This is a genomic window from Pseudomonas sp. 37 R 15 (genome assembly GCF_900004865.1).
GTDB classification, from domain to species: Bacteria; Pseudomonadota; Gammaproteobacteria; order Pseudomonadales; family Pseudomonadaceae; genus Aquipseudomonas; species Aquipseudomonas fluorescens_AM.
The window spans coordinates 521,224-545,114 of sequence record NZ_CVTV01000049.1; the positions used below are offsets into that span (position 1 = coordinate 521,224).

The 23,891-nt window shown below is 59.6% G+C and carries 21 protein-coding genes; 13 read left to right on the top strand and 8 right to left on the bottom strand.

The window, feature by feature from the left end; translation table 11 throughout:
- Positions 1-150 precede the first annotated feature (150 nt).
- Positions 151-960, top strand: a complete 810-nt coding sequence (gene tcdA, locus BFQ04_RS17755) for a tRNA cyclic N6-threonylcarbamoyladenosine(37) synthase TcdA (RefSeq protein WP_162515418.1) — start codon at positions 151-153, stop codon at positions 958-960.
- 115 nt (positions 961-1,075) lie between these two features.
- On the opposite strand, the gene BFQ04_RS17760 is transcribed toward tcdA, so the two are convergent.
- The 4 genes from BFQ04_RS17760 to BFQ04_RS17775 all read right to left on the bottom strand — a co-directional run bounded on the left by BFQ04_RS17760 (position 1,076) and on the right by BFQ04_RS17775 (position 4,136).
- Positions 1,076-1,489 carry a SufE family protein gene (locus tag BFQ04_RS17760; protein ID WP_065951929.1) on the bottom strand — a complete coding sequence of 138 codons (414 nt, stop codon included), beginning with the start codon at positions 1,487-1,489 and terminating at the stop codon, positions 1,076-1,078.
- Positions 1,486-2,691 (bottom strand): aminotransferase class V-fold PLP-dependent enzyme, encoded by a 1,206-nt coding sequence (locus BFQ04_RS17765; RefSeq protein WP_065951930.1) that lies wholly within the window; start codon positions 2,689-2,691, stop codon positions 1,486-1,488. Before BFQ04_RS17765 ends, BFQ04_RS17760 begins: the two co-directional genes overlap by 4 nt.
- A gap of 69 nt (positions 2,692-2,760) precedes the next feature.
- Positions 2,761-3,795 (bottom strand): 2,3,4,5-tetrahydropyridine-2,6-dicarboxylate N-succinyltransferase, encoded by a 1,035-nt coding sequence (gene dapD, locus BFQ04_RS17770; RefSeq protein ID WP_065951931.1) that lies wholly within the window; start codon positions 3,793-3,795, stop codon positions 2,761-2,763.
- 32 nt (positions 3,796-3,827) lie between these two features.
- Entirely contained in the window at positions 3,828-4,136 is a 309-nt protein-coding gene (locus BFQ04_RS17775) for an arsenate reductase (protein WP_232790536.1), read from the bottom strand.
- Between the two features lie 294 nt (positions 4,137-4,430).
- Here BFQ04_RS17775 and BFQ04_RS17780 point away from each other — a divergent pair, with 294 nt between their 5' ends.
- Complete coding sequence (locus BFQ04_RS17780; RefSeq protein WP_065951932.1) at positions 4,431-6,074, top strand: Na+/H+ antiporter; 1,644 nt, start codon at positions 4,431-4,433, stop codon at positions 6,072-6,074.
- On the opposite strand, the gene BFQ04_RS17785 is transcribed toward BFQ04_RS17780, so the two are convergent.
- From BFQ04_RS17785 to map, 4 genes are all read right to left on the bottom strand, one after another.
- Complete coding sequence (locus BFQ04_RS17785; RefSeq protein WP_065951933.1) at positions 6,067-6,810, bottom strand: M12 family metallopeptidase; 744 nt, start codon at positions 6,808-6,810, stop codon at positions 6,067-6,069. The two genes, BFQ04_RS17780 and BFQ04_RS17785, sit on opposite strands and share 8 nt — an antisense overlap.
- 125 nt (positions 6,811-6,935) lie before the next feature.
- On the bottom strand, positions 6,936-8,135 hold the full coding sequence (gene dapC / locus BFQ04_RS17790) for a succinyldiaminopimelate transaminase (protein WP_065951934.1): 1,200 nt from the start codon (positions 8,133-8,135) through the stop codon (positions 6,936-6,938).
- Between the two features lie 157 nt (positions 8,136-8,292).
- Positions 8,293-10,995, bottom strand: coding sequence for a [protein-PII] uridylyltransferase (locus tag BFQ04_RS17795; protein ID WP_065951935.1), 2,703 nt, complete (start codon positions 10,993-10,995; stop codon positions 8,293-8,295).
- A gap of 63 nt (positions 10,996-11,058) precedes the next feature.
- Positions 11,059-11,841, bottom strand: coding sequence for a type I methionyl aminopeptidase (gene map, locus BFQ04_RS17800; RefSeq protein WP_057723204.1), 783 nt, complete (start codon positions 11,839-11,841; stop codon positions 11,059-11,061).
- Between the two features lie 388 nt (positions 11,842-12,229).
- Between map and rpsB the strand changes: the two genes are divergently transcribed.
- The 11 genes from rpsB to lpxD all read left to right on the top strand — a co-directional run bounded on the left by rpsB (position 12,230) and on the right by lpxD (position 23,789).
- Complete coding sequence (rpsB, locus tag BFQ04_RS17805) at positions 12,230-12,967, top strand: 30S ribosomal protein S2 (protein WP_003219330.1); 738 nt, start codon at positions 12,230-12,232, stop codon at positions 12,965-12,967.
- 204 nt (positions 12,968-13,171) lie between these two features.
- The gene (gene tsf / locus BFQ04_RS17810; protein ID WP_065886087.1) at positions 13,172-14,035 is read left to right on the top strand and encodes a translation elongation factor Ts; all 864 of its coding nucleotides are present in this window, start codon (positions 13,172-13,174) and stop codon (positions 14,033-14,035) included.
- Between the two features lie 213 nt (positions 14,036-14,248).
- Positions 14,249-14,992, top strand: a complete 744-nt coding sequence (gene pyrH / locus BFQ04_RS17815; protein ID WP_003189161.1) for a UMP kinase — start codon at positions 14,249-14,251, stop codon at positions 14,990-14,992.
- A complete protein-coding gene (gene frr / locus BFQ04_RS17820; protein WP_065886088.1) occupies positions 14,989-15,546 on the top strand; it encodes a ribosome recycling factor in 558 nt (185 codons plus the stop codon). Before pyrH ends, frr begins: the two co-directional genes overlap by 4 nt.
- A 17-nt stretch (positions 15,547-15,563) precedes the next feature.
- Positions 15,564-16,319 (top strand): polyprenyl diphosphate synthase, encoded by a 756-nt coding sequence (uppS, locus tag BFQ04_RS17825; protein WP_017137143.1) that lies wholly within the window; start codon positions 15,564-15,566, stop codon positions 16,317-16,319.
- Positions 16,320-17,126 (top strand): phosphatidate cytidylyltransferase, encoded by an 807-nt coding sequence (locus tag BFQ04_RS17830; protein WP_065951936.1) that lies wholly within the window; start codon positions 16,320-16,322, stop codon positions 17,124-17,126. It begins immediately after the preceding gene.
- Positions 17,123-18,328 carry a 1-deoxy-D-xylulose-5-phosphate reductoisomerase gene (gene ispC / locus BFQ04_RS17835; protein ID WP_065951937.1) on the top strand — a complete coding sequence of 402 codons (1,206 nt, stop codon included), beginning with the start codon at positions 17,123-17,125 and terminating at the stop codon, positions 18,326-18,328. Before BFQ04_RS17830 ends, ispC begins: the two co-directional genes overlap by 4 nt.
- Positions 18,329-18,366: 38 nt before the next feature.
- Positions 18,367-19,719, top strand: coding sequence for a sigma E protease regulator RseP (gene rseP, locus BFQ04_RS17840; protein ID WP_065951938.1), 1,353 nt, complete (start codon positions 18,367-18,369; stop codon positions 19,717-19,719).
- A 74-nt stretch (positions 19,720-19,793) separates the two neighbouring features.
- Positions 19,794-22,181, top strand: a complete 2,388-nt coding sequence (gene bamA, locus BFQ04_RS17845) for an outer membrane protein assembly factor BamA (RefSeq protein WP_065951939.1) — start codon at positions 19,794-19,796, stop codon at positions 22,179-22,181.
- 45 nt (positions 22,182-22,226) lie between these two features.
- Entirely contained in the window at positions 22,227-22,730 is a 504-nt protein-coding gene (locus BFQ04_RS17850; protein WP_003189173.1) for an OmpH family outer membrane protein, read from the top strand.
- A 3-nt stretch (positions 22,731-22,733) separates the two neighbouring features.
- Entirely contained in the window at positions 22,734-23,789 is a 1,056-nt protein-coding gene (lpxD, locus tag BFQ04_RS17855; RefSeq protein WP_065951940.1) for a UDP-3-O-(3-hydroxymyristoyl)glucosamine N-acyltransferase, read from the top strand.
- The last annotated feature ends 102 nt before the right edge of the window (positions 23,790-23,891 follow it).

The window sequence follows — 23,891 nt, forward strand, 5'->3', positions numbered from 1 at the left end:
CTACACTGGCCTTTCCCTGAGCGTACAGCAAGCCGAGAAAAACCGGACATTGGGCAGCGAAAGTGTCTCTAAGTTCTTAACGTGTAGCTTGTGGCTTAAAACTTATCGCTGCGTAGCCCATAATGCGCGCCGGTTTTTAGGGTAATGGTCATGAGCACAGAAGATCCGCGGTTTGCAGGCGTCGCCCGTTTGTATGGCATTGAAGGCCTGGAACGCTTGAAAGCGGCCCATGTGGCGATCGTCGGTGTCGGCGGCGTGGGCTCGTGGGCGGCGGAAGCCGTGGCCCGTTGCGGGGTGGGCGAGATTTCGCTGTTTGACCTGGACGACGTCTGCGTCAGCAACAGCAACCGCCAGTTGCATGCACTGGACAGCACCGTAGGCAAACCCAAGGTTGAAGTAATGGCCGAACGCCTGCGTGGCATCAACCCTGCGTGCACGGTGCATGCGGTGGCGGACTTCGTTACCCGCGACACCATGGCCGAATACATCACGCCAGACATCGATTGCGTGATCGACTGCATCGACGCGGTCAACGCCAAGGCGGCGCTGATTGCCTGGTGCAAGCGCCGCAAGATCCAGATCATCACCACCGGTGGCGCCGGCGGGCAGATCGATCCGACGCTGATCCAGGTGTGCGACCTCAACCGCACCTTCAACGACCCGCTGGCCTCGAAAGTGCGCTCCACCCTGCGCCGTGACTATGGTTTTTCACGCACGGTGACCCGCCATTACAGCGTGCCGTGCGTGTTTTCCACCGAGCAGCTGCGCTATCCCAAGCCGGACGGCAGCATCTGTTTGCAGAAGAGTTTCGTCGGCGATGGCGTGAAGCTGGACTGCGCCGGAGGGTTCGGTGCGGTGATGATGGTCACCGCCACGTTCGGCATGGTGGCGGCGACCAAGGCGGTGGACAAGATTGTGGCAGGGGTGCGCCGGCCGTCGGAGCGCATCAAGCCCACCTGAATCTCAGGACTTTACACAGTTCAAAATGTGGGAGGGGGCTTGCCCCCGATAGCGATGGATCAGCCAATAAATTTTTGGCCGACACACCGCATCGGGGGCAAGCCCCCTCCCACATTTAGTACTTTATCTGGCTCAATGCCCGCATGCGCTGCAAGACGGCATTCAAGCCATTGCTGCGCGACGGTGATAACTGGCGCGACAGACCCAGTTGATTGAACCACTCCGGCAGATCAACCGCCTGCAATTCAGCGGCCGACAGCCCATTGACCCGCACCAGCAGCAACGCCACCAACCCACGAATCATCCGCGCATCGCTGCTGGCGGCAAACTGCCAATGGCCGTCCTGCAAGCGGCCGACCAGCCACACCAGGCTTTCGCAACCGTGTACCAGGTTGGCGTCGACCTTGTCTGCGTCCGCCAGCGCCGGCAGTCGCTCGCCCCATTGCATCAACAGGCGCGCACGTTGCTCCCAGCCGCCTACGGCTTGAAACGCCTCAAGTGCAGTTGCTGCCTGTTCCGGCAAGCTCATCGCAGCATGTCCAGCGCCTGGTCAAGCGCTTCAAAAAAGCGCTCCAGGTCATTGGAGTCGTTATACAGCGCCAGTGACACGCGAATCGCTCCTGATAACTGCAGTGTCTTGAGCAACGGCATCGCACAGTGATGACCGGCACGCACGGCAATCCCCTGCTCGGTCAGCAGATGCGCGAGGTCGGCGTTGTGCACGCCTTCGACCACAAAACTGGCCAGTGCCACCTGCGGCGCACCCAGTACGCGCACACCATTGCGTGCTTTCAAGCCGCGCAATAAATAGTCGTGCAGCGCCGCTTCATGGCTGACCACCGCCTGTTGATCCAGCGAAGCCAGGTAATCCAGCGTCGCCCCCAGGCCGATCACACCGGCAATCGGCGGCGTGCCGGCTTCAAAACCCAGCGGGGCAGGGCGGAAGCTGGCGCTGTGGTAGTCCGCCTGTTGCACCATCTCACCGCCAAACTGCCAGTGGCGCAGGTGATGCAAGGCGTCGTGGCGACCGTATAGCACGCCGACACCGTCCGGGCCGTACAGCTTGTGGCTGGAAAATACGTAGAAGTCGCAGCCCAGGGCCTGCACGTCGTGGCGCCCATGCACGATGCCCTGGGCGCCGTCGACCACCGTCAGCGCGCCGTGCAGGCGAGCCAGCCCCAGCAAGGCGTCGAGGGGCTGCCAGGCGCCGAGTACGTTGGATAACTGGCTTACCGCCAACAGTCGCGTGCGCGGGCCGATCAGTCGGGCGGCGGCCTCGAGGTCAATCAAGCCGTGACCGTCCAGTGGCAATACCACCAGTGTCAGTGCGCGACGCTTGGCCAGTTGCTGCCAGGGCAGCAAGTTGGCGTGGTGCTCCAGGGCGCTGATGGCAATCTCATCGCCCGCATTGAATAAGTGCTCCAGGCCATAGGCCAGGAGGTTCAGCGCAGAGGTTGCGCCGTGGGTAAACACCACCTGCCCGCTGTCGCCCGCATTCAACCACTGCGCCACCTTGCTGCGACTGTCTTCAAACGCTTGGGTCGCATGGGCCCCCGGCAAATGCTGGGCACGGTGCACATTGGCTGCGCCATTGGCGTAGTAATGGCTGATCGCGTCCAACAGGGCTTGAGGTTTCTGCGTGGTGGCGGCGCTGTCCAGGTAGGTCTGGTCTTGCCGTTGCAGGTTGGCGATGGCTGGAAAGTCAGCGCGCCAGGGGGAGGGCACAAGCATGATGTTCAAAACTCGTATAGGCGAGCCGCAACCGAAGGTACGACCCGCCAGGGGGCATCGAGTGGCTGCTTAGTTGTGAGCGTGCAGCGCTTCGTTCAGTTCGATGGCCGATTTGTGGGTTTTGCACTCCACGGCACCGGTCTCGGAGTTGCGGCGGAACAGCAGGTCCGGCTGGCCGGCCAGTTCACGCGCCTTGACCACTTTGACCAGTTGGTTCTTCTCGTCCAGCAACGCAACTTTGGTCCCGGCGGTCACATACAGGCCGGACTCCACGGTGTTGCGGTCGCCCAACGGGATACCGATACCGGCATTGGCGCCGATCAGGCAGCCTTCGCCGACCTTGATCACGATGTTGCCGCCACCCGACAGGGTGCCCATGGTGGAACAGCCGCCGCCCAGGTCGGAACCCTTGCCGACGAACACGCCCGCCGATACGCGGCCTTCGATCATGCCCGGGCCTTCGGTGCCGGCGTTGAAGTTGATGAAACCTTCGTGCATCACGGTGGTGCCTTCGCCGACGTAGGCGCCCAGGCGCAGGCGGGCTGCGTCAGCGATACGCACACCGCTCGGCACCACGTAGTCGGTCATTTTCGGGAATTTGTCCACCGAGAACACTTCCAGCAGCTCGCCACGCAGGCGCGCTTCCAGCTGGCGTTCGGCCAGTTCAGCGATATCGATGGCGCCCTGGCTGGTCCATGCCACGTTCGGCAGTTGCGGGAAGACACCGGCCAGGCTCAGGCCGTGAGGCTTGACCAGGCGATGGGACAGCAGGTGCAACTTGAGGTACGCCTCAGGCGTGGAGGTCAGTGCGGCGTCTTCGGCCAGCAGCGTCGCGACCAGCGGGGTGTGGCTCTCGGCGAGTCGGTTGAGCAGTGCTGCTTGGGTAGCATCGACATTTTTGAGCGCATCAGCCAGTTGCAGCGCTTGGCTGATGGTAAAAGTGATCGCTTGATTACCTTCGGTGTAACCCAGGATCGGCGCGATGGCCGCGACGATTTCAGCCGACGGGTTGAGCAGGGGCTGTGCGTAAAACACTTCCAGCCAAGCACCTTGGCGGTTCTGAGTGCCGACGCCGAAGCCCAGGCTGAACAGGGAATGGGACATGCTGTTACCTCTACAAAAATGGAAGGGCTGGCCTACTTGAGGGCCGCCGAATAACTATCTGGCTTGAAGCCAATCAGGGTTCTGTCACCGAGATCGAGCACCGGGCGCTTGATCATCGAGGGTTGTGCGAGCATCAACTCAATGGCTTTCGACTGATCGAGATCGGCTTTGCGTTCGTCTTCGAGTTTGCGAAAGGTGGTGCCCGCACGGTTCAACACCACCTGCCAACCGTGCTCGTTGCACCATTGGGTCAAGTGTTCGCGATCAATACCGGCTGTTTTGTAATCATGGAACTCATAAGTCACCGCGTGCTCATCGAGCCAGGTGCGCGCCTTTTTCATGGTGTCGCAGGCTTTGATGCCGAAAAGGTGCAAGGTTTTGCTTGAAGCAGTCAAGGAATTGCCCCCCTTTGGACGAATGAAAAATGGAAGATCGCGGATTATGCCACGCTCAGCGCGTTTCGGCGTCGCCCGTCAGCAGGGTGCGACTTTTGTGTAAACGCCAGTGCGCGGCACAGACGGGTAACATAGCCGGGCAACATAGCCGAGTAAGATAGCCGGGTTATATGGCACTTCAACGGCCAGTTGTTGCCTGATGCCTGTCATTGCAAGTCGATTGTCCGGGAAATCCGCGTTATGCAAACCGCTTACACCGTTCTGATCCTGCTGATGCTGGTCAGCGTTTCGCGCCTGGTCGGGCGCATCATCCCACTGCCGTTGCCGTTGTTGCAGATTGCCGCCGGGGCCCTCCTGGCCTGGCCCACGTTGGGCCTGCACGTGGCGCTGGACCCGGAGCTGTTTCTGTTTCTGTTCTTGCCGCCGCTGCTGTTTTCCGATGGCTGGCGCATGCCCAAGCGTGAATTGTGGCGCTTGCGCGGGCCGATCCTGACACTGGCGGTGGGGTTGGTGCTGTTCACCGTGGTCGGTGCCGGCTACTTCATTCATTGGCTGTTGCCCTCGATTCCCTTGCCGGTGGCTTTTGCCCTGGCAGCGGTGCTGTCGCCCACGGACGCCGTGGCGGTGTCCGCCATTTCCCAGAACCGTTTGCCCAAGCCGCTGATGCACATGCTTCAGGGCGAGGCCTTGATGAATGACGCATCGGGCCTGGTGACCTTCAAATTTGCCCTGGCGGCGGCGTTGACCGGTGTGTTCTCGCTGGCCGATGCCAGTTTGACTTTTGTACTGGTGGCGGTGGGCGGCCTGGCGATCGGGGTGGCGCTGAGCTGGCTGGTCGGCCGCCTGCGCGCCTGGATGATTGCGCGGGGCTGGGATGACCCGGCGACCCATGTGGTGTTCATGTTGTTGCTGCCCTTTGCTGCCTATGTACTGGCCGAACGCCTGGGCGCGTCCGGCATTCTCTCGGCGGTGGCGGCAGGCATGATGCAAAGCTGGCTCGACCTGTTGCCGCGCCAGACCAGCACGCGCTTGCTCAACCGCAGCGTGTGGTCGTTGCTGGAGTTTGCCTTCAACGGTTTGATTTTCCTGCTGCTCGGTCTGCAACTGCCGGACATCATCAAGGCGGTGGTCAGCCATGAAACCACGCTGTGGCCCACCTTGATGTATCGCTGCCTGGAAGTGGTGGCGATCTTCCTGGTGCTGGTGGTATTGCGCTTTATCTGGGTGCAGAGCATCTGGCGGCTGTCGGGTCTGCTGCGCAGGCTGCGCGGCAAAAATGCGCTGACCCTGGTGCCGACGGCCCGTTCCTGCTGGTTGTTGACCGTCGGCGGTGTGCGCGGTGCGGTGACGTTGGCGGGGGTCATGTCGGTGCCCTTGCTGCTGGCGCCGGGGCAGGACTTCCCCGAGCGTGACCTGCTGATCTTTATCGCTGCCGGGGTCATCTTGTTGTCCCTGGTCGCTGCCTGTATTGCCCTGCCATTGCTGCTGCGGGGTGTCGAGAAAGGCCCGGATGAGAAGCGCCACAACGAAGTGCGCGAGGCCTGGAAAAAGACCGCCGTGGCGGCGATCCACGCGCTGGAGGTCGAAGAACCCGCCGAAGCCGAAACGCCGGACGCCGCTCAAGCGGCATTGGCCACCGAGCTCAAGGCGCGGCTGATGGCGGAGTATCGTCATCAGTTGGACGTATTCAATGACTCGGCCGAGGCTCAGGCACTGGCGCTGCAAATGGATCAGTTGGAGCGCAGGCTGAGGCTCAAGGCGCTACGCGCGCAGCGTCTGGAACTCTACCGTTTGAGTCGCCAGCACCAGATTGGCGACGATGTACTGCGCGAAGTGTTGGCGGACCTGGACATGAGTGAAGCGAACTTGGGTAGTGTTAAGTAGTGGCGTGGCTGATCATTGCCCGGATACCTGAATTGAGCACTTTACCCAAGAGTGTTTTGTCTTCTGGATAAAGCGACTGAATGAACGTTTTATCGCCTTCAGACAGGTTGAAGTTGCGCGGGATGGGGTTACCGGTGTTGAGTCTTGAGGCGGAAAAGCCATAGTGCATGATGGATTTGTCATCATAGTTTTCAGAGGCCGTTACTTGAGGGCGTGAAAAAGTGCGGATGATATTGTCATCGGCGTGGTAGCGGAATTCCCCCCGCAATTCGTACTCGTCGTAGATGTTCTGGTTGTTCAAGTCCAACGTCCGGTCAGGGTGCTGATGCTCATGTCTGAGGCCCAAAGCATGGCCGAACTCATGCTGGATCGTGGCGGCTATGCTATCGGGAGAGCGTGTGAAGCCGATGCCCATGGTGGGCTTGGACAGTGGAACGTTTTTGGCGTCGGTACCCACTTTTGACCATCCAGGGCCATTGTCATTGTCTGCCGTGATGCGTATGTCGCCGTTGGGGCTGTCAATGAACTTGAAATAGAGATTGGTGTGCGGCGCCCATTTATTGATGTTGTGCTTTACCAGATCCTTTTGTTCTTGTGTCATGTTCAGTCGCGAGATGGTCAGCACCGAATGTTGAGGCCATAGTTTGTTCGGCGTGGCGACGCCGCGTTTAGTTCTACTGAGAGGTGCGCTCACGGAGTGCGCAGGAACGGGATGGGTGGGGATCGTGAGGGTCATGTCGTTCACCTGAGCGTTTGTACCAGATGAACGTGGGTGGAACATTTAAGAGGCTTTGTTCCCATTTATGGGTTGCAAGATACATCCGTCATGGCCGCTCCCACGGTATGGGAGCGGCGTGAACCTCAACTGCGGCGCTGAATGAAAGCGCGTATCCGCTCAGCCGCTTCGACGCATTCGGCCAATGGCGCAACCAATGCCAGGCGTACACGGCCGGCACCGGGGTTGAAACCGTCCACTTCGCGAGACAGATAAGAGCCCGGCACCACCGTCACATGCTCTTGCACAAACAAATCGCGGCAGAAGTCCGCGTCGTCACCGTTCACATTCGGCCACAGATAAAAGCCGCCGTCCGGGCTTTGCACATCCAGCACCGGCTTGAGGATCGCCAGCACTGCGTCGAATTTTTCGCGATACAGGTCGCGGTTGGCCAGTACGTGGGCCTCGTCCTGCCAGGCTGCGATGCTGGCCAACTGGGTTTGCACCGGCATCGCGCAGCCATGGTAGGTGCGGTACAGCAGGAATGCCTTGAGGATATCCGCGTCACCCGCCACGAACCCGGAGCGTAGGCCCGGCAGGTTGGAGCGCTTGGACAGGCTGTGGAACACCACGCAACGCTTGAAGTCCTGGCGACCCAGTTCGACGCAGGCGCTCAGCAGGCCCGGCGGCGGGGTTTGTTCGTCAAAGTACAGCTCGCTGTAGCATTCGTCGGCGGCAATCACGAAGTCGTGCTCGTCGGCCAGGGCGATCAGCTTTTTCAGGGTGTCCGCCGGAATCAGCGCGCCGGTCGGGTTGCCCGGGGAGCACAGGAACAGGATCTGGCAACGTTTCCAGATGTCCGGCGACACGGCATCGAAGTCCGGGTTGAAACCATTGGTGTCCAGGCACGCCAAGTAATGCGGCTTGGCCCCGGCGAGGAACGCGGCGCCTTCGTAGATCTGGTAGAACGGGTTCGGGCTCACCACCAGCGCGTCGTCACCGCGATTGACCACGGTCTGGGTAAAGGCGAACAACGCCTCTCGCGTACCGTTGACCGGCAGGATGTTGCGCGCCGGGTCCAGCCAGCCTTGCGGGACGTTGAAGCGGCGCTCGCACCAGGCTCCAATCGCCTCGCGCAGTGCGGGGATGCCCAGTGTGGTCGGGTACACGGCCATCTGATCGAGGTTGTTACTCAACGCTTCGGCGACGAAGGTCGGGGATTTGTGCTTGGGTTCGCCGATGGACAGCGCAATCGGGCGTTTGTCCGGGTTCGGTGTGACGCTGCCGAGCAGGGCGCGCAGTTTCTCGAACGGGTAAGGCTGCAGCTGGTTCAGAGCGTTGTTCATCGCAAGTCTCGTCAAATTCAGTTGTCGGCACGCGGTCTGGTTGCCGGCGAAAATTCAATGTGGGAGGGGGCTTGCTCCCGATTGCGTTGTGTCAGTCAGCTGATCTTTATCTGATCCACTGCTATCGGGAGCACGCCCCTCTCACATAAGCCTGTGTTCATAGGGTCAAGCGTGTCAGCTCGACGCCCGGTTCCTGGGTCACGCTCAATTGCTCCACGATCGCCTCCTGCAAGCGGCGGCACAGCTCAGGGTCGGACAGCGGCTGGTTGTCGGCGTCGGTGATGAAGAACACGTCTTCCACGCGCTCGCCGAGGGTCGCGATCTTGGCGTTTTGCAGCGACAGGTCGAATTCCAGGAAAATCCCTCCGATCCGTGCCAGCAGGCCCGGGCGATCCGGCGCGCTGAGCTCCAGTAAGGTGACCGGGCGCTGGGCGTCGTTGGAAATAGTCACTTGGGGGGCAAAGGCAAAGTGCTTGAGCTGGCGCGGTACGCGGCGCTGGATGATGGTCGGATAATCATCCGGGTTGCGCAGGGCTTCGGTCAGGCCTTCGCGGATCTTCTTCACACGCACCGGATTATCGCCGATCGAGTCGCCATCGGTGTCGAGCACAATATAGGTGTCGAGGGTGAACTGGCTGCTGGAGGTGATCACCCGGGCATCATGAATGTTCAGGTTGAGCTGGTCCATGGCCGCCACGGTTACGGCGAAGAAGTCGTGCTGGTCCGGCGCGTAGATGAAGATCTGCGTGCCGCCTTCGAATTCGCGCTGGGTGGTTTCCTTGATCAGTACCAGCGGGCCACCATCGGCCGGCTGTTGAAGGATGGCGTCAGTGTGCCAGGCGACGTCGCCGGCGGTGTGGCGCAGGAAATAATCGTCACCCAGTTGCGACCACAATTGTTCGACGTCATCCGGGTCGTTGCCCCCGCGCACCAGGATATCCAGGGCCGCGCTTTGGGTGCGACGGATCTGCTCTTCACGGTCCACCGGGTTTTCCAGGCCGCGGCGCAGGGCGCGCTTGGTCTCGGTGTACAGCTGGCGCAACAGGCTGGCGCGCCAGGAATTCCAGAGCGTAGGGTTGGTGGCGTTGATGTCGGAGACGGTCAGCACGTAGAGGTAGTCGAGGCGGGTCTCATCGCCCACGATCTGCGCGAAGTCGTGGATGACTTGCGGGTCGGACAAGTCCTTACGCTGGGCAGTGGTCGACATGACCAGGTGGTTCTGCACCAGCCAGACAATCAGGCGGCTGTCCCACAACGGCAATTGGTGACGCTGGCAGAACGCTTCGGCATCGACTGCGCCGATCTCCGAGTGATCGCCGTGCCGGCCTTTGCCGATGTCGTGGTACAGGCCGGCCAGGTAAATCAGTTCCGGCTTGGGCAGCTTGGCCATGAGCTTGCTGGCCAGTGGGAATTTCTCTGACACCTGGGTGTACTGCAACTTACGCAAATGCTTGATCAGGTTCAGGGTGTGCGCGTCCACGGTATAGATGTGGAACAGGTCATGCTGCATCTGCCCGACGATAAAGCCGAACTCGGGCAGGTAGCGCCCGAGGATGCCGTAGCGGTTCATCCGCCGCAGGTTGCGGTGGATGCCGATCTTGCACTTGAACAGTTCGATAAACAGGCTGGTGTTGCGGATGTCGTGACGAAATGCCTCGTCGATCAGATGGCGGTTTTCCCGCAGCAGGCGGATGGTGTCGGCGCGCACGCCTTTGATTTCCGGCTGCTGGGCCATCAGCACGAAGATTTCCAGCATGGCGAACGGCGTGCGGCGGAACACGTTGTCGTTGCGCGCCTCGATATAGCCATCATGCAGTTGGAAGCGTGCGTTGATCGGCTGCGGCGGCGCTTCGTCTTCGGGCGCCAGGATCACTTCTTCGAAGTGCTGGATGATCAGGTCGCTGAGCTGGGCGATGCTCATCACCACCCGGTAATACTGCTGCATGAAGCTTTCGATGCTGGTCTTCGCATCTTCGCCTTCGAAACCCAGCAAGGTGGCGATGGAGCGCTGGTGGTCGAACAGCAGGCGGTCCTCGGAGCGCCCGGCGAGCATGTGCAGGGCGTAGCGCACCTTCCACAGGAACTCCTGGGACGAGGCCAGCAGCGCGTTTTCACTTTCCACCAGAAAGCCCTCGCCGGCCAGGGCGCGCAGGTTCAGGGTGCCGTACTGACGACGGGCGACCCACAAGATCGTCTGGATATCGCGCAACCCGCCCGGCGAACCTTTGACGTTGGGTTCCAGGTTGTATTCGGTGTCGTTGTATTTGTGGTGCCGTGCCTTTTGCTCGGCGTGCTTGGCCAGGAAAAACTCCTTGCTTGGCCACATGTGCGCGGTGCTGGTGACCTCGAGCATGCGCTGGCGCAGGCGCTCGGGGCCACAGATGGTGCGGCTTTCCATCAGGTTGGTGACGACCGTCAAGTCGGCGCGGGCCTCTTCGGCGCACTCTTGGACCGAGCGTACGCTCTGGCCGACTTCCAGGCCGATGTCCCACAACAGCGTCAGAAAGCGCTCGATGGAATCGCGAAAAATCTCATGGTCGGCGCTGTCCAGCAGGATCAGCAGGTCGATGTCGGAGTAGGGGTGCAGCTCGCCACGCCCGTAGCCGCCGACCGCCACCAGGGCGATATCCGCCTCGGTGCTCCAGCTGAACTGTTCCCAGGCTTTTTGCAGGATATTGTCGACGAACCAGGCGCGGTCCTCGATCAGCCTGCGTATGTCGCGGCCGCTGCGAAAGCGCGCGTCGAGCACGTCGCGCGCCTGGCGGATCGCTTTCTTGAACGCGGCGATGGGGCTTGCCTTCAACGCCAGTTCGGCCTGGAACTGGCCACGGTCGAAGAGTTCGGGATCCACCTGGGGCATCGATCGGCTTTCCTTTCTATCTGTCAGTCAGTCATTACACCGTTGGGAAAACCTGCCCGGCCTCTACGCCGAAACGCGTGGAATCGTGTCATCGGCGCGCAGGGTGAAGATCTCGTAGCCGGTCTCGGTGACCAGCAGGGTGTGTTCCCACTGCGCCGAGAGCTTGCGGTCCTTGGTGATGGCGGTCCAGCCGTCGCCCAGCACCTTGGTATCGGCCTTGCCCTGGTTGATCATCGGCTCGATGGTAAAGGTCATGCCAGCCTTGAGTTCCATGCCGGTGCCGGCGCGGCCGTAGTGCAGGATCTGCGGTTCTTCGTGGAAGACGGTGCCGATGCCGTGGCCGCAGAACTCGCGTACCACCGAGAAACCGTTCTTTTCGGCGTGTTTCTGAATCACTTCACCGATATCGCCCAGGCGGCAGCCGGGCTTGACGATCTCGATGGCCTTGTACATGCATTCCTGGGTCACCTGGGATAGGCGTTCGGCCCAGGGCGCCACGGTGCCGACATGGAACATGCGACTGGTGTCGCCGAAGTAACGGTCCTTGATCACGGTGACGTCGATGTTCAGGGTGTCGCCATCCTTCAGCGGCTTGTCACCCGGAATCCCGTGGCAGACCACGTGGTTGACCGAGGTGCAGATCGACTTGGGGAAGCCCTTGTAGTTCAGCGGAGCAGGGATGGCGCCTTGCACGTTGACTATATAGTCGTGGCAGATCTGGTTCAGTGCTTCAGTGGTGACGCCGGGCTTGACGTGTTCGGCGATCATTTCCAGCACGTCGGCAGCCAGCTTTCCGGCAATGCGCATGCCGGCGATGTCTTCGGCGGTTTTCAAACTCACGGTCATACAGGCTCTCTCTAGCGCAATACGCTGAAATCAATTCGGTTGACGGGCGTGCGACAAAAAGCTTGCAGGATTCGCACAAGCCACAAAAAACGCGATTCTAACAGACGATGGCGTCAAATCATGAGCCTCTGATGATCGCTTCTCTCTATAAGGTAGGGGTAGGTCGGCTCTGTTCAAGGGCTTGCGCGAGCGCGGCGCGCGGCAAACGTGAATGCGTGTTCCGTTTTTGCCGATGCTGTGGTATAAAATGCGCCGCTTTCCGGGGATACCCCGCAGAGCTTAAATCCACACACGTGTCGACACGATGACTTGGGTGCCGGAGGCCTTGATGCCGCTGGTTGGTCATTGGGATACGTGGAGGCCAAACCCGACTTATTAAGGAACTATCATGTCCCAAGTCAACATGCGCGATATGCTGAAGGCCGGTGTGCACTTCGGTCACCAGACCCGTTACTGGAACCCGAAAATGGGTAAGTACATTTTCGGCGCACGTAACAAGATCCACATTATCAACCTTGAAAAAACCCTGCCTATGTTCAACGAAGCGCTGACCTTCGTAGAGCGCCTGGCTCAGGGCAAAAACAAGATTCTGTTCGTCGGCACCAAGCGTTCCGCTGGCAAGATCGTTGCTGAAGAAGCAGCACGTTGCGGTTCGCCGTACGTCGATCACCGCTGGTTGGGCGGCATGCTGACCAACTTCAAAACCATCCGTGCTTCCATCAAGCGTCTGCGTGACCTTGAAGTGCAAGCCGAAGACGGTACTTTCGCCAAGCTGACCAAGAAAGAGGCGCTGATGCGCACTCGCGACCTGGAAAAGCTCGATCGTTCCCTGGGTGGTATCAAGGACATGGGCGGTCTGCCTGACGCACTGTTCGTTATCGACGTTGATCACGAGCGCATCGCGATCACCGAAGCCAACAAGCTGGGCATCCCTGTTATCGGCGTAGTCGATACCAACAGCAGCCCGGAAGGTGTTGACTACATCATCCCAGGCAACGATGACGCAATCCGCGCTATCCAGCTGTACATGGGTTCGATGGCTGACGCTGTAATCCGTGGTCGTAACCACGTTGCTGGTGGTACCGAGCAGTTCGTTGAAGAAGCTCCGGTCGCTGCCGCTGAGTAACTGACGCCCTGGCGTTGACTCAGTAAGCAAAAAGGGGGCTTGGCCCCCTTTTTGCCACCTCGAAAACCGTTTGTCGGCGCCCATTTGTAGCAGCGCAACATTGCGACTGTAACGTGCAGCAGCTAACAACGGTGGTTCGGGAAGAATTGATCCCCCGTTCGATCGGGTGGAATGGTTGAAAACCTATCCAAGAGGAATTTGAAAATGGCAGCAATTACTGCAGCGTTGGTTAAAGAACTGCGTGAGCGTACCGGCGAAGGCATGATGGATTGCAAGAAAGCCCTGGAAAAGGCTGACGGCGACATTGAAAAAGCCATTGATGACATGCGTGCTTCCGGCGCGATCAAGGCTGCCAAGAAAGCAGGCAACGTAGCTGCTGAAGGCGCTATCGCTCTGAAAGAAGACGGCAAATCCGCCGTTCTGCTGGAAGTGAACTCGCAGACCGACTTCCTGGCTCTGCAGGACGACTTCAAGGCATTTGTTGCTGCCAGCGTTGATAAAGCGTTCGCCGACAAGCTGACTGATGTCGCTCCGCTGATCGAGGCTCAAGAAGCTGCACGCCTGGTTCTGGTTGGCAAGGTTGGCGAAAACGTCAACATTCGTCGCCTGACCCGTGTGGAAGGTGATGTTGTTGGTGGTTACCTGCACGGCAACAAAATCGGTGTAGCGGTTGTTCTGAAAGGCGGCGACGTTGAGCTGGCTAAAGACATCGCCATGCACGTTGCTGCAAGCAACCCTGAGTTCCTGCTGCCTTCGGAAGTGTCTGCCGAAGCGATCGAGCGTGAGAAAGCTGTGTTCCTGCAGCTGAACGAAGAAAAAATCAAAGGCAAGCCAGAAAACATTGTTGAAAATATGGTCAAGGGCCGTATCAGCAAGTTCCTGGCTGAAGCAAGCCTGGTTGAGCAGGCGTTCGTCAAGAACCCTGAAATCAAGGTGGGCGAACTGGCCAAGAAAGCCGGTGCTGAAATCGTTTCCTTCACCTACTTCAAAGTAGGCGACGGCATCGAGAAGCCGGTCGACAACTTCGCTGAAGAAGTTGCTGCCCAGCTGGCTGCCGCCAAGCAATAAGACAGTTTTCAACTGTCGCCCGAAAGAGGCTGCCCGCTCACGCGCGCAGCCTCTTTTCAAATGGGAAGGCTAATTTTATTTGGCTTCCCCTTGGAACTGGCTTACAAAGCCGTGTTCCGATGGCGCTGTGATAGCGTCCAGCTAGAGTGAACGCAAGCCGTAAACGGCTCGCCAAGAATTTTTTAAGAAAATACGCCGCAGGAGAGATTCGCAATGGCTCAGCAGGGCAGTGGTTATCAGGCTCGCTATAAACGCATTCTACTCAAGCTCAGCGGCGAGGCCCTGATGGGCTCGGAAGAGTTCGGGATCGACCCCAAGGTGCTTGACCGCATGGCGCTCGAAGTCGGCCAATTGGTCGGTATCGGTGTTCAAGTGGGCCTGGTGATCGGCGGTGGCAACCTGTTCCGCGGTGCGGCGCTGAGTGCTGCCGGCATGGATCGGGTCACTGGCGACCACATGGGCATGCTGGCCACTGTGATGAACGCCCTGGCCATGCGTGACGCCCTGGAGCGCGCCAATATCTCGGCCATCGTGATGTCGGCGATTTCCATGGTCGGCGTGACCGATCACTACGATCGCCGCAAAGCCATGCGCCACCTGAACTCCAAGGAAGTGGTGATCTTCGCCGCAGGCACCGGTAACCCGTTCTTCACCACCGATTCGGCCGCGTGTCTGCGCGCTATCGAAATCGACGCCGACGTGGTGCTGAAGGCGACCAAGGTGGATGGCGTATACACTGCAGATCCATTCAAAGACCCGCATGCCGAGAAGTTCGATCATCTGACCTACGATGAAGTACTGGATCGCAAGCTGGGTGTGATGGACCTGACGGCTATCTGCCTGTGCCGCGACCACAAGATGCCGCTGCGCGTATTTAACATGAACAAGCCCGGCGCCCTGCTGAATATCGTACACGGCGGCGCGGAAGGGACTCTGATCGAGGAAGGCCAACAATGATCAACGAAATCAAGAAAGACGCTCAAGAGCGTATGCACAAATCCCTGGAGTCGCTCAACCATGCGTTCGGTCAGATTCGTACCGGCAAAGCGCACCCGAGCATCCTGGGCAGCGTGATGGTGCCGTACTACGGCACGGACACGTCCATCACCCAGGTGGCCAACATCACCGTAAAAGACTCGCGCACCCTGCAAGTCGTGGCCTTCGAGCGCAACATGCTCGGTGCTGTCGACAAGGCCATCCAGAGCGCCGGCTTGAACCTCAACCCGACCAACCTGGGCGAGTTGCTGCTGATTTCCATGCCTGCCCTGACCGAAGAAACCCGCAAGGGCTTCACCAAGCAGGCGCGCAGCGCGGCTGAAGATGCACGCGTGGCCGTGCGCAATATCCGTCGCGATGCTTTGGGTGATCTGAAGAAGCTGGTCAAGGACAAGGAAATCAGCGAAGACGAAGAACGTCGCGCCGTTGCCGATATCGATAAGCTGACCAAGGATGCGGAGGCCCAGATCACCAAGGCCACCGAAGAAAAAGAAAAGGACCTGATGGCCGTATAAGGGGTCAGGACGCCTTCATGGAAAAGACCAAGCAGACTGTGCCCTCTGTGGTGCCGCGCCATGTCGCGATCATCATGGATGGGAATAATCGCTGGGCGAAGAAACGCTTTATGCCGGGTGTTGCCGGGCATAAAGCGGGTGTCGATGCGGTGCGCGCTGTCATCGAAGTGTGTGCCGAAGCCAAGGTCGAAGTGCTGACGCTGTTTGCCTTTTCCAGTGAGAACTGGCAGCGGCCTGCCGAAGAAGTCAGCGCCTTGATGGACCTGTTCTTCAAGGCGCTGCGTCGCGAGGCCAAGCGCCTCAATGATAACAACATCAGCCTGCGTATCATTGGGGATCGCTCCCGGTTCCACCCGGAGCTGCAAGCGGCCATGCGTGAAGCCGAGGCGATCACTGCCGGCAGCAACCGTTTTGTGCTGCAGATCGCAGCCAACTACGGCGGCCAGTGGGACATTGCCCAGGCTGCGCAGCGACTGGCCCGCGAAGTGCAGGCCGGTCATCTGCGGCCCGACGACATCACGCCCGAACTGTTGCAAACCTGCCTGGTGACCGGCGACTTGCCGTTGCCGGACTTGTGCATCCGTACCGGTGGCGAGCATCGCATCAGCAATTTCCTGCTGTGGCAGCTAGCCTATACCGAGCTGTACTTCTCCGACCTGTTCTGGCCGGACTTCAAACACGATGCCATGCGCAATGCGCTGGCTGATTTCGCTTCCCGTCAGCGTCGCTTCGGTAAAACGAGCGAGCAGATCGAAGCTGGAGCCCGGGTTTAAATGCTTAAACAACGAATCATCACGGCACTGATCCTGCTGCCGATTGCCTTGTGCGGTTTTTTCCTGCTCGAGGGTTCCGGGTTTGCGCTGTTCATCGGCCTGGTCGTCACGCTCGGCGCATGGGAGTGGGCGCGCCTGGCGGGGTTCAGCGACCAATTGCCCCGTATGGCATATGCCGCAATCGTCGCGCTGTTGCTGTTCCTGATGTACATCCTGCCCGATATCGCGCCCTGGGTGCTGGGGGCGGCGGTACTGTGGTGGGCCACGGCGACGTTCCTGGTGCTGACCTATCCGCGTACCAGCGGCCAGTGGTCCAGTGTGGCGTGCAAGTTGGTGATTGGCTTGCTGATCCTGCTGCCGGCCTGGCAAGGACTGGTGGAGATCAAGCGTTTCCCGAACGGCAACGAATTGATCCTGGCCGTCATGGTGCTGGTCTGGGGGGCTGACATCGGCGCCTACTTTTCGGGCCGTGCCTTTGGCAAGCGTAAACTGGCGCCTGCGGTCAGCCCGGGCAAGAGCTGGGAAGGCGTATACGGGGGCCTGGCCTTGACGCTACTGATTGCGTTGGTGGTCGGTGTGCTGCGTGACTGGTCGGTGAAGCAGATTATCCTGGCCTTGCTGGGGACTGCCGTGGTCGTATTCATTTCGGTGGTGGGCGACCTCACCGAAAGCATGTTCAAGCGTCAGGCCGGGATCAAGGACAGCAGTAACCTGCTGCCAGGTCACGGTGGCGTGCTGGACCGTATTGATAGTCTCACCGCTGCGTTGCCGATCTTTGCCGTGTTGCTGTGGATGATCGCTTCGTGAGCCGCTTGCAACAGGTCACCGTGCTGGGAGCGACGGGCTCGGTCGGGCTGAGCAGCCTGGATGTAATCGCCCGTCATCCTGACCGTTATCAGGTATTTGCCCTGACTGGCTTCACGCGTATGAGCGAACTGCTGGCGCTGTGCGTGCGTCACTCGCCGCGTTTTGCGGTGGTGCCGCAGGCAGCTGCTGCGCGAGGGCTGCAGGATGACCTGCGCGCTGCCGGCCTTGCTACCCAAGTGCTGGTGGGCGAGGAAGGTCTGTGCCAGGTGTCGGCGGATGCCGAAGTGGATACGGTCGTGGCGGCGATAGTCGGGGCGGCGGGTTTGCGTCCCACACTGGCCGCAGTCGACGCGGGCAAAAAGATCCTGCTGGCCAATAAAGAAGCCCTGGTCATGTCCGGCGCGCTCTTCATGCAGGCTGTGCGCAAGAGCGGTGCGGTCCTGTTGCCCCTCGACAGTGAGCACAACGCGATTTTTCAGTGCATGCCCGCCGATTTTGCCCGCGGCTTGAGCCAGGTGGGTGTGCGTCGGATTTTGCTCACGGCTTCCGGTGGACCTTTCCGGCAAACTCCGCTGGATGAGCTGGAGTATGTATCGCCGGACCAGGCGTGTGCGCATCCGAATTGGTCCATGGGGCGCAAAATCTCCGTGGACTCGGCAAGCATGATGAACAAAGGGCTGGAGCTGATCGAGGCGTGCTGGTTGTTCGATGCGCGGCCCGACCAGGTGGAAGTGGTGATTCACCCTCAAAGTGTGATTCATTCCCTGGTCGATTACGTAGACGGCTCGGTACTGGCGCAATTGGGTAACCCCGATATGCGCACACCGATCGCCAATGCCTTGGCTTGGCCGGAACGGATTGACTCCGGTGTGGCGCCGTTGGACCTGTTTGCGATTGCGCGCCTGGACTTTCAAGCGCCGGACGAGCAGCGCTTCCCGTGCCTGCGTCTGGCCCGGCAAGCGGCCGAGGCGGGTAACAGTGCGCCAGCCATGCTTAATGCAGCCAATGAAGTGGCCGTGGCAGCGTTTCTCGAACGGCGCATCCGCTTTCCGCAGATCGCGAGTATCATCGAGGACGTTCTGAATCTTGAGCCGGTAGTGGCTGTGAATGATCTGGGAGCAGTGTTCGAGGCGGATACCAAGGGTCGGGCCCTGGCCGAGCAATGGCTGGACCGCAACGCGCGTCAGGTTGTGGGCGGGTGAGCGCCTTCAGGCATCGGATTGAAATGCGGAGAAATTAGATGAGTGCGCTCTACATGATTGTCGGCACCCTGGTTGCTCTGGGCGTGCTGGTTACCTTCCACGAATTCGGCCACTTCTGGGTGGCGCGTCGTTGCGGCGTCAAGGTATTGCGCTTTTCCGTCGGTTTCGGCATGCCGCTGGTTCGCTGGCATGATCGTCGTGGCACTGAGTTCGTGATCGCAGCTATCCCGTTGGGTGGCTATGTGAAGATGCTCGATGAGCGAGAAGGCGAAGTGCCTGCGGATCAGTTGGACCAGTCCTTCAACCGCAAGACCGTTCGTCAGCGGATCGCCATCGTGGCTGCCGGCCCGATCGCCAACTTCCTGCTGGCGATGGTGTTTTTCTGGGTCCTCGCCATGCTGGGCAGCCAGCAGGTGCGCCCGGTCATCGGTGCGGTCGAGTCGGGCAGTATTGCGGCCAAGGCCGGGTTGGTGGCAGGGCAGGAAATTGTTTCCATTGATGGCGAGCCCACCACCGGTTGGGGCGCGGTCAATTTGCAGTTGGTGCGTCGACTGGGCGAGAGCGGTACTGTCAATGTGGTGGTGCGCGAGCAGGACTCCAGTGCCGAAAGCCCGCGTGAGCTGGCGTTGGACCGTTGGCTTCAAGGCGCTGACGAGCCGGATCCGATCAAATCCCTGGGCATTCGTCCCTGGCGTCCGGCGTTGCCGCCAGTACTGGCCGAGCTGGATCCCAAGGGCCCGGCCCAAGCCGCGGGTCTTAAGACCGGCGATCGGCTGTTGGCCCTTGATGGCCAGGCACTGGGTGACTGGCAGCAAGTGGTCGATCTGGTGCGTGTACGTCCTGATACCAAAATTGTGCTGAAAGTTGAGCGTGAAGGTGCTCAAATCGACGTCCCCGTGACCTTGTCGGTTCGTGGGGAGGCCAAGGCCGCCGGGGGTTACCTGGGTGCCGGGGTCAAAGGTGTCGAGTGGCCGCCATCGATGGTGAGAGAGGTCAGCTTCGGGCCGTTGGCCGCGATTGGCGAGGGTGCTAAACGCACTTGGACCATGAGCGTGCTGACCCTCGAATCCCTCAAGAAAATGTTGTTCGGCGAGCTCTCGGTAAAAAACTTGAGTGGACCGATAACCATTGCTAAAGTGGCGGGCGCTTCTGCCCAGTCGGGTGTCGCGGATTTCCTGAATTTCCTGGCTTATCTGAGTATCAGCCTTGGAGTTCTGAATTTGCTGCCCATTCCAGTATTGGATGGGGGGCATCTGCTGTTTTATCTGGTCGAGTGGGTGCGTGGTCGCCCCTTGTCGGATCGGGTGCAGGGTTGGGGGATACAGATCGGTATCAGTTTGGTGGTCGGAGTGATGTTGTTAGCTCTGGTCAACGATCTGGGACGACTGTAACGCTTCGCTGAATTGCGAATCTGCCGCATTTTGCGGCAGTTTGTTTATTGCCAGTTGGAATAAGAAAGGACTTCATGAAACGTCTGCTGCTAACTGCGGTTCTCACCGTATTGATGATCGCCGAAGTTCACGCCGAGTCCTTCACCATCTCCGATATTCGCGTCAACGGCCTCCAGCGGGTTTCCGCGGGTAGCGTCTTTGGTGCCTTGCCGTTGAACGTCGGGGAACAGGCTGATGATCGTCGCCTGGTGGAATCCACTCGTGCGCTGTTCAAAACCGGGTTCTTTCAAGATATCCAACTGGGTCGCGAAGGCAATGTCCTGGTCATCACCGTCGTCGAGCGGCCTTCCGTCGCGAGTATCACGATCGAAGGCAACAAGGCCATCTCCACTGAAGACCTGATGAAAGGGTTGAAGCAGTCGGGCCTGGCCGAGGGCGAAATCTTCCAGCGCGCCACCCTTGAAGGTGTGCGTAACGAACTGCAGCGCCAGTACGTTGCCCAGGGCCGCTACTCGGCGAGCGTGGAAACGGAAGTGATCCCGCAGCCGCGTAACCGGGTAGGCCTGAAGGTCAACATCAACGAAGGCACCGTGGCGGCCATCCAGCATATCAACGTGGTGGGCAACACCAAGTTCGCTGATCAAGACCTGATCGACCTGTTCGAACTCAAGACCACCAACTGGTTGTCGTTCTTCAAGAACGATGACAAGTACGCCCGTGAAAAATTGTCCGGCGACTTGGAACGCCTGCGCTCCTACTACCTGGACCGTGGCTACATCAATATGGACATCGCTTCGACCCAGGTGTCCATCACCCCGGACAAGAAGCACGTCTACATCACTGTCAACGTCAACGAAGGCGAGAAGTACAAGGTTCGTGACGTCAAGCTCAGCGGTGACTTGAAAGTGCCTGAAGACCAGGTCAAGTCCCTGTTGCTGGTCCAGAAGGACCAGGTGTTCTCGCGCAAGCTGATGACCACCACCTCCGAGCTGATCACCCGTCGCCTGGGTAACGAAGGCTATACCTTCGCCAACGTCAACGGCGTGCCGACCCCGAACGATGAAGACCACACCGTGGACATCACGTTCGTCGTCGATCCAGGCAAGCGTGCCTACGTCAACCGCATCAACTTCCGTGGCAACACCAAGTCCTCGGACGAAGTGCTGCGTCGTGAAATGCGCCAGATGGAAGGCGGTTGGGCGTCGACTTACCTGATCGACCAATCCAAGACCCGACTTGAGCGCCTGGGCTTCTTCAAGGAAGTCAACGTTGAAACCCCGGCCGTACCGGGTGTGGATGACCAGGTCGACGTGAACTACGCCGTTGAAGAACAAGCCTCGGGCTCGATTACCGCCAGCGTCGGTTTCGCCCAGAGCGCCGGTTTGATCCTGGGGGGTTCCATTACCCAGAACAACTTCCTCGGTACCGGTAACCGTGTCTCCATCGGTCTGACCCGAAGCGAATACCAGAGCCGATACAACTTCGGCTACACCGACCCCTACTGGACTGCAGATGGTGTGAGCCTGGGCTACAACGCCTTCTATCGCACCACCGATTACAAAGACCTCGACGTTGACGTTGCAAGCTATGCGATCGACAGCCTCGGTGCCGGTGTGAACGTGGGTTACCCGATCAGCGAGACCTCGCGTCTCACCTTCGGCCTGACCGCGCAGCAGGATGAGATCAAGACCGGTGTGTACACCGTGGATGAGATTTTCGACTTCACCCGCCGTGAAGGCGACAAGTTCCTGAACTTCAAGGCGTCTGCCGGCTGGTCCGAGTCGACCCTGAACAAAGGTGTACTGGCAACCCGTGGCCATTCCCAGAGCCTGACTGCGGAAGTCACCACGCCGGGCAGCGACCTGTCGTTCTTCAAGCTCGATTATCGCGGCCAGTTGTTCCAGCCGTTGAGCGACAACTACACCATGCGCCTGCACACCGAGCTGGGCTATGGCGACGGCTATGGTTCGACCAACGGCTTGCCGTTCTATGAAAACTACTACGCGGGTGGCTTCAACTCGGTACGTGGCTTCAAGGACAGCACCCTGGGTCCTCGTGGTACGCCGAGCCGTGGCGAGGCGCTTACTGGTAACCGGGGCACTGTAGCTGACTCGGACAACGACCCGCTGCCGTTCGGCGGTAACGTACTGATCCAGGGTGGTGCGGAAATTCTGTTCCCGCTGCCATTCGTGAAAGATCAGCGTTCCCTGCGTACTTCGGTCTTCTGGGACGTGGGTAACGTGTTCGACTCCAAATGTGAACAGGTCACCAACCCGAACGGTTCGCGGTCCAACACCCAGTGCAATGACGTGAGCCTCAGCAATCTGGCGAGCTCCGTGGGTGTGGGTGTGACCTGGGTGACCGCGCTTGGCCCATTGAGCTTTGCTCTGGCCATGCCGATCAAGAAACCGGATAACGCTGAAACCCAGATTTTCCAATTCTCCCTTGGCCAGACGTTCTAAGCGTCTGACCTAAGATAACGACAACGGATTCTGTAGGAGTACATCGTGCGTAAGTTGACTCAATTGGTCTTGCTGGCCACTGTGCTGGTAACCACCCCGGCCTTCGCCGAAATGAAAATCGCCGTGCTGAACTATCAGATGGCCCTGCTGGAATCTGACGCGGCCAAGCGTTATGCCGTGGATGCCGAGAAGAAATTCGGTCCGCAACTGACCAAGCTCAAGACCCTGGAAAGCAGCGCCAAGGGCATCCAGGACCGCCTGGTTGCCGGTGGCGACAAGATGCAGCAAGGCGAGCGCGAGCGTCTGGAGCTTGAGTTCAAGCAAAAGGCCCGTGACTACCAGTTCCAATCCAAGGAGCTGAACGAAGCCAAGGCGGTTGCCGACCGCGAAATGCTCAAGCAGCTCAAGCCCAAGCTCGACAGCGCTGTGGAAGAAGTCATCAAGAAGGGTGCCTTTGACCTGGTGTTCGAGCGCGGCGCCGTGATTGACGTCAAGCCTCAATACGACATCACCCGCCAGGTGATCGAGCGCATGAACCAGCTGAAGTAAACCATGACTGCGACTATCAAGCTCGGCGAGTTGGCCGAGTTCCTGGGGGCCACCTTGCGTGGCTCCAAGGAGAAGGAAATCACTGGGCTAGCCACCTTGCAGGAGGCTGGCCCAGCTCAGTTGAGCTTCCTCGCAAACCCTCAATACCGTAAATACCTGGTCGATTGCCAAGCCGCAGCCGTGTTGCTCAAGGCCGCTGACGCCGAAGGGTTTATCGGGGATGCGCTGGTGGTGGCTGATCCCTACCTGTGCTACGCGAAAGCATCGCACCTGTTCGATCCCAAGCCGAAGGCGGCGGGTGGTATCCATCCGTCAGCGGTGATCGCGCAGGATGCGCAGGTCGATCCTGCGGCCAGCATTGGCGCTTTCGCGGTCATCGAGAGTGGCGCGCGTATTGGCGCTGGCGTCACCGTAGGCGCGCATTGCTTTATCGGTGCGCGCTGCGAAATCGGCGCCGATGGCTGGCTGGCGCCTCGCGTTACTCTTTACCACGATGTGCGTATCGGGCAGCGGGTGGTCATTCAGTCAGGTGCAGTGATCGGCGGTGAAGGCTTTGGCTTTGCCAATGCCAAAGGTATCTGGCACAAGATTGCCCAGGTCGGCGGCGTATTGATCGGTGACGACGTGGAAATCGGTGTCAACACCGCGGTCGATCGCGGGGCCCTGGCCGACACCGTGATAGGCAATGGCGTGAAGCTCGACAACCAGATCCAGATCGCCCACAACGTGCAGATTGGCGACCATACCGCCATGGCTGCCTGCGTGGGGATTTCCGGCAGCACTAAAATCGGCAAGCATTGCATGCTTGCCGGTGGCGTGGGGCTGGTGGGGCATATCGATATTTGCGACAACGTCTTCATCACTGGCATGACCATGGTCACTCACTCGATTACCGAGCCAGGGGCTTATTCATCCGGTACCGCCATGCAGCCTGCGGCTGAATGGCGCAAGAGTGCGGCGCGTCTGAGACAGCTCGACGACATGGCTCGACGTCTCAAACAGCTGGAAAAGCGTGTTGGGGACGTGACCCCTGGCGGTGATGCTTCATCAGAAGGCTGATACCATTTCCATATCAAGTGTGCACAGCCGATAGACTGCCTCCTTGATTTGCTAGCGGGGCGTGCTTTTAGTCCGCCCGCCCCCAATCTTTATTACAGGCTT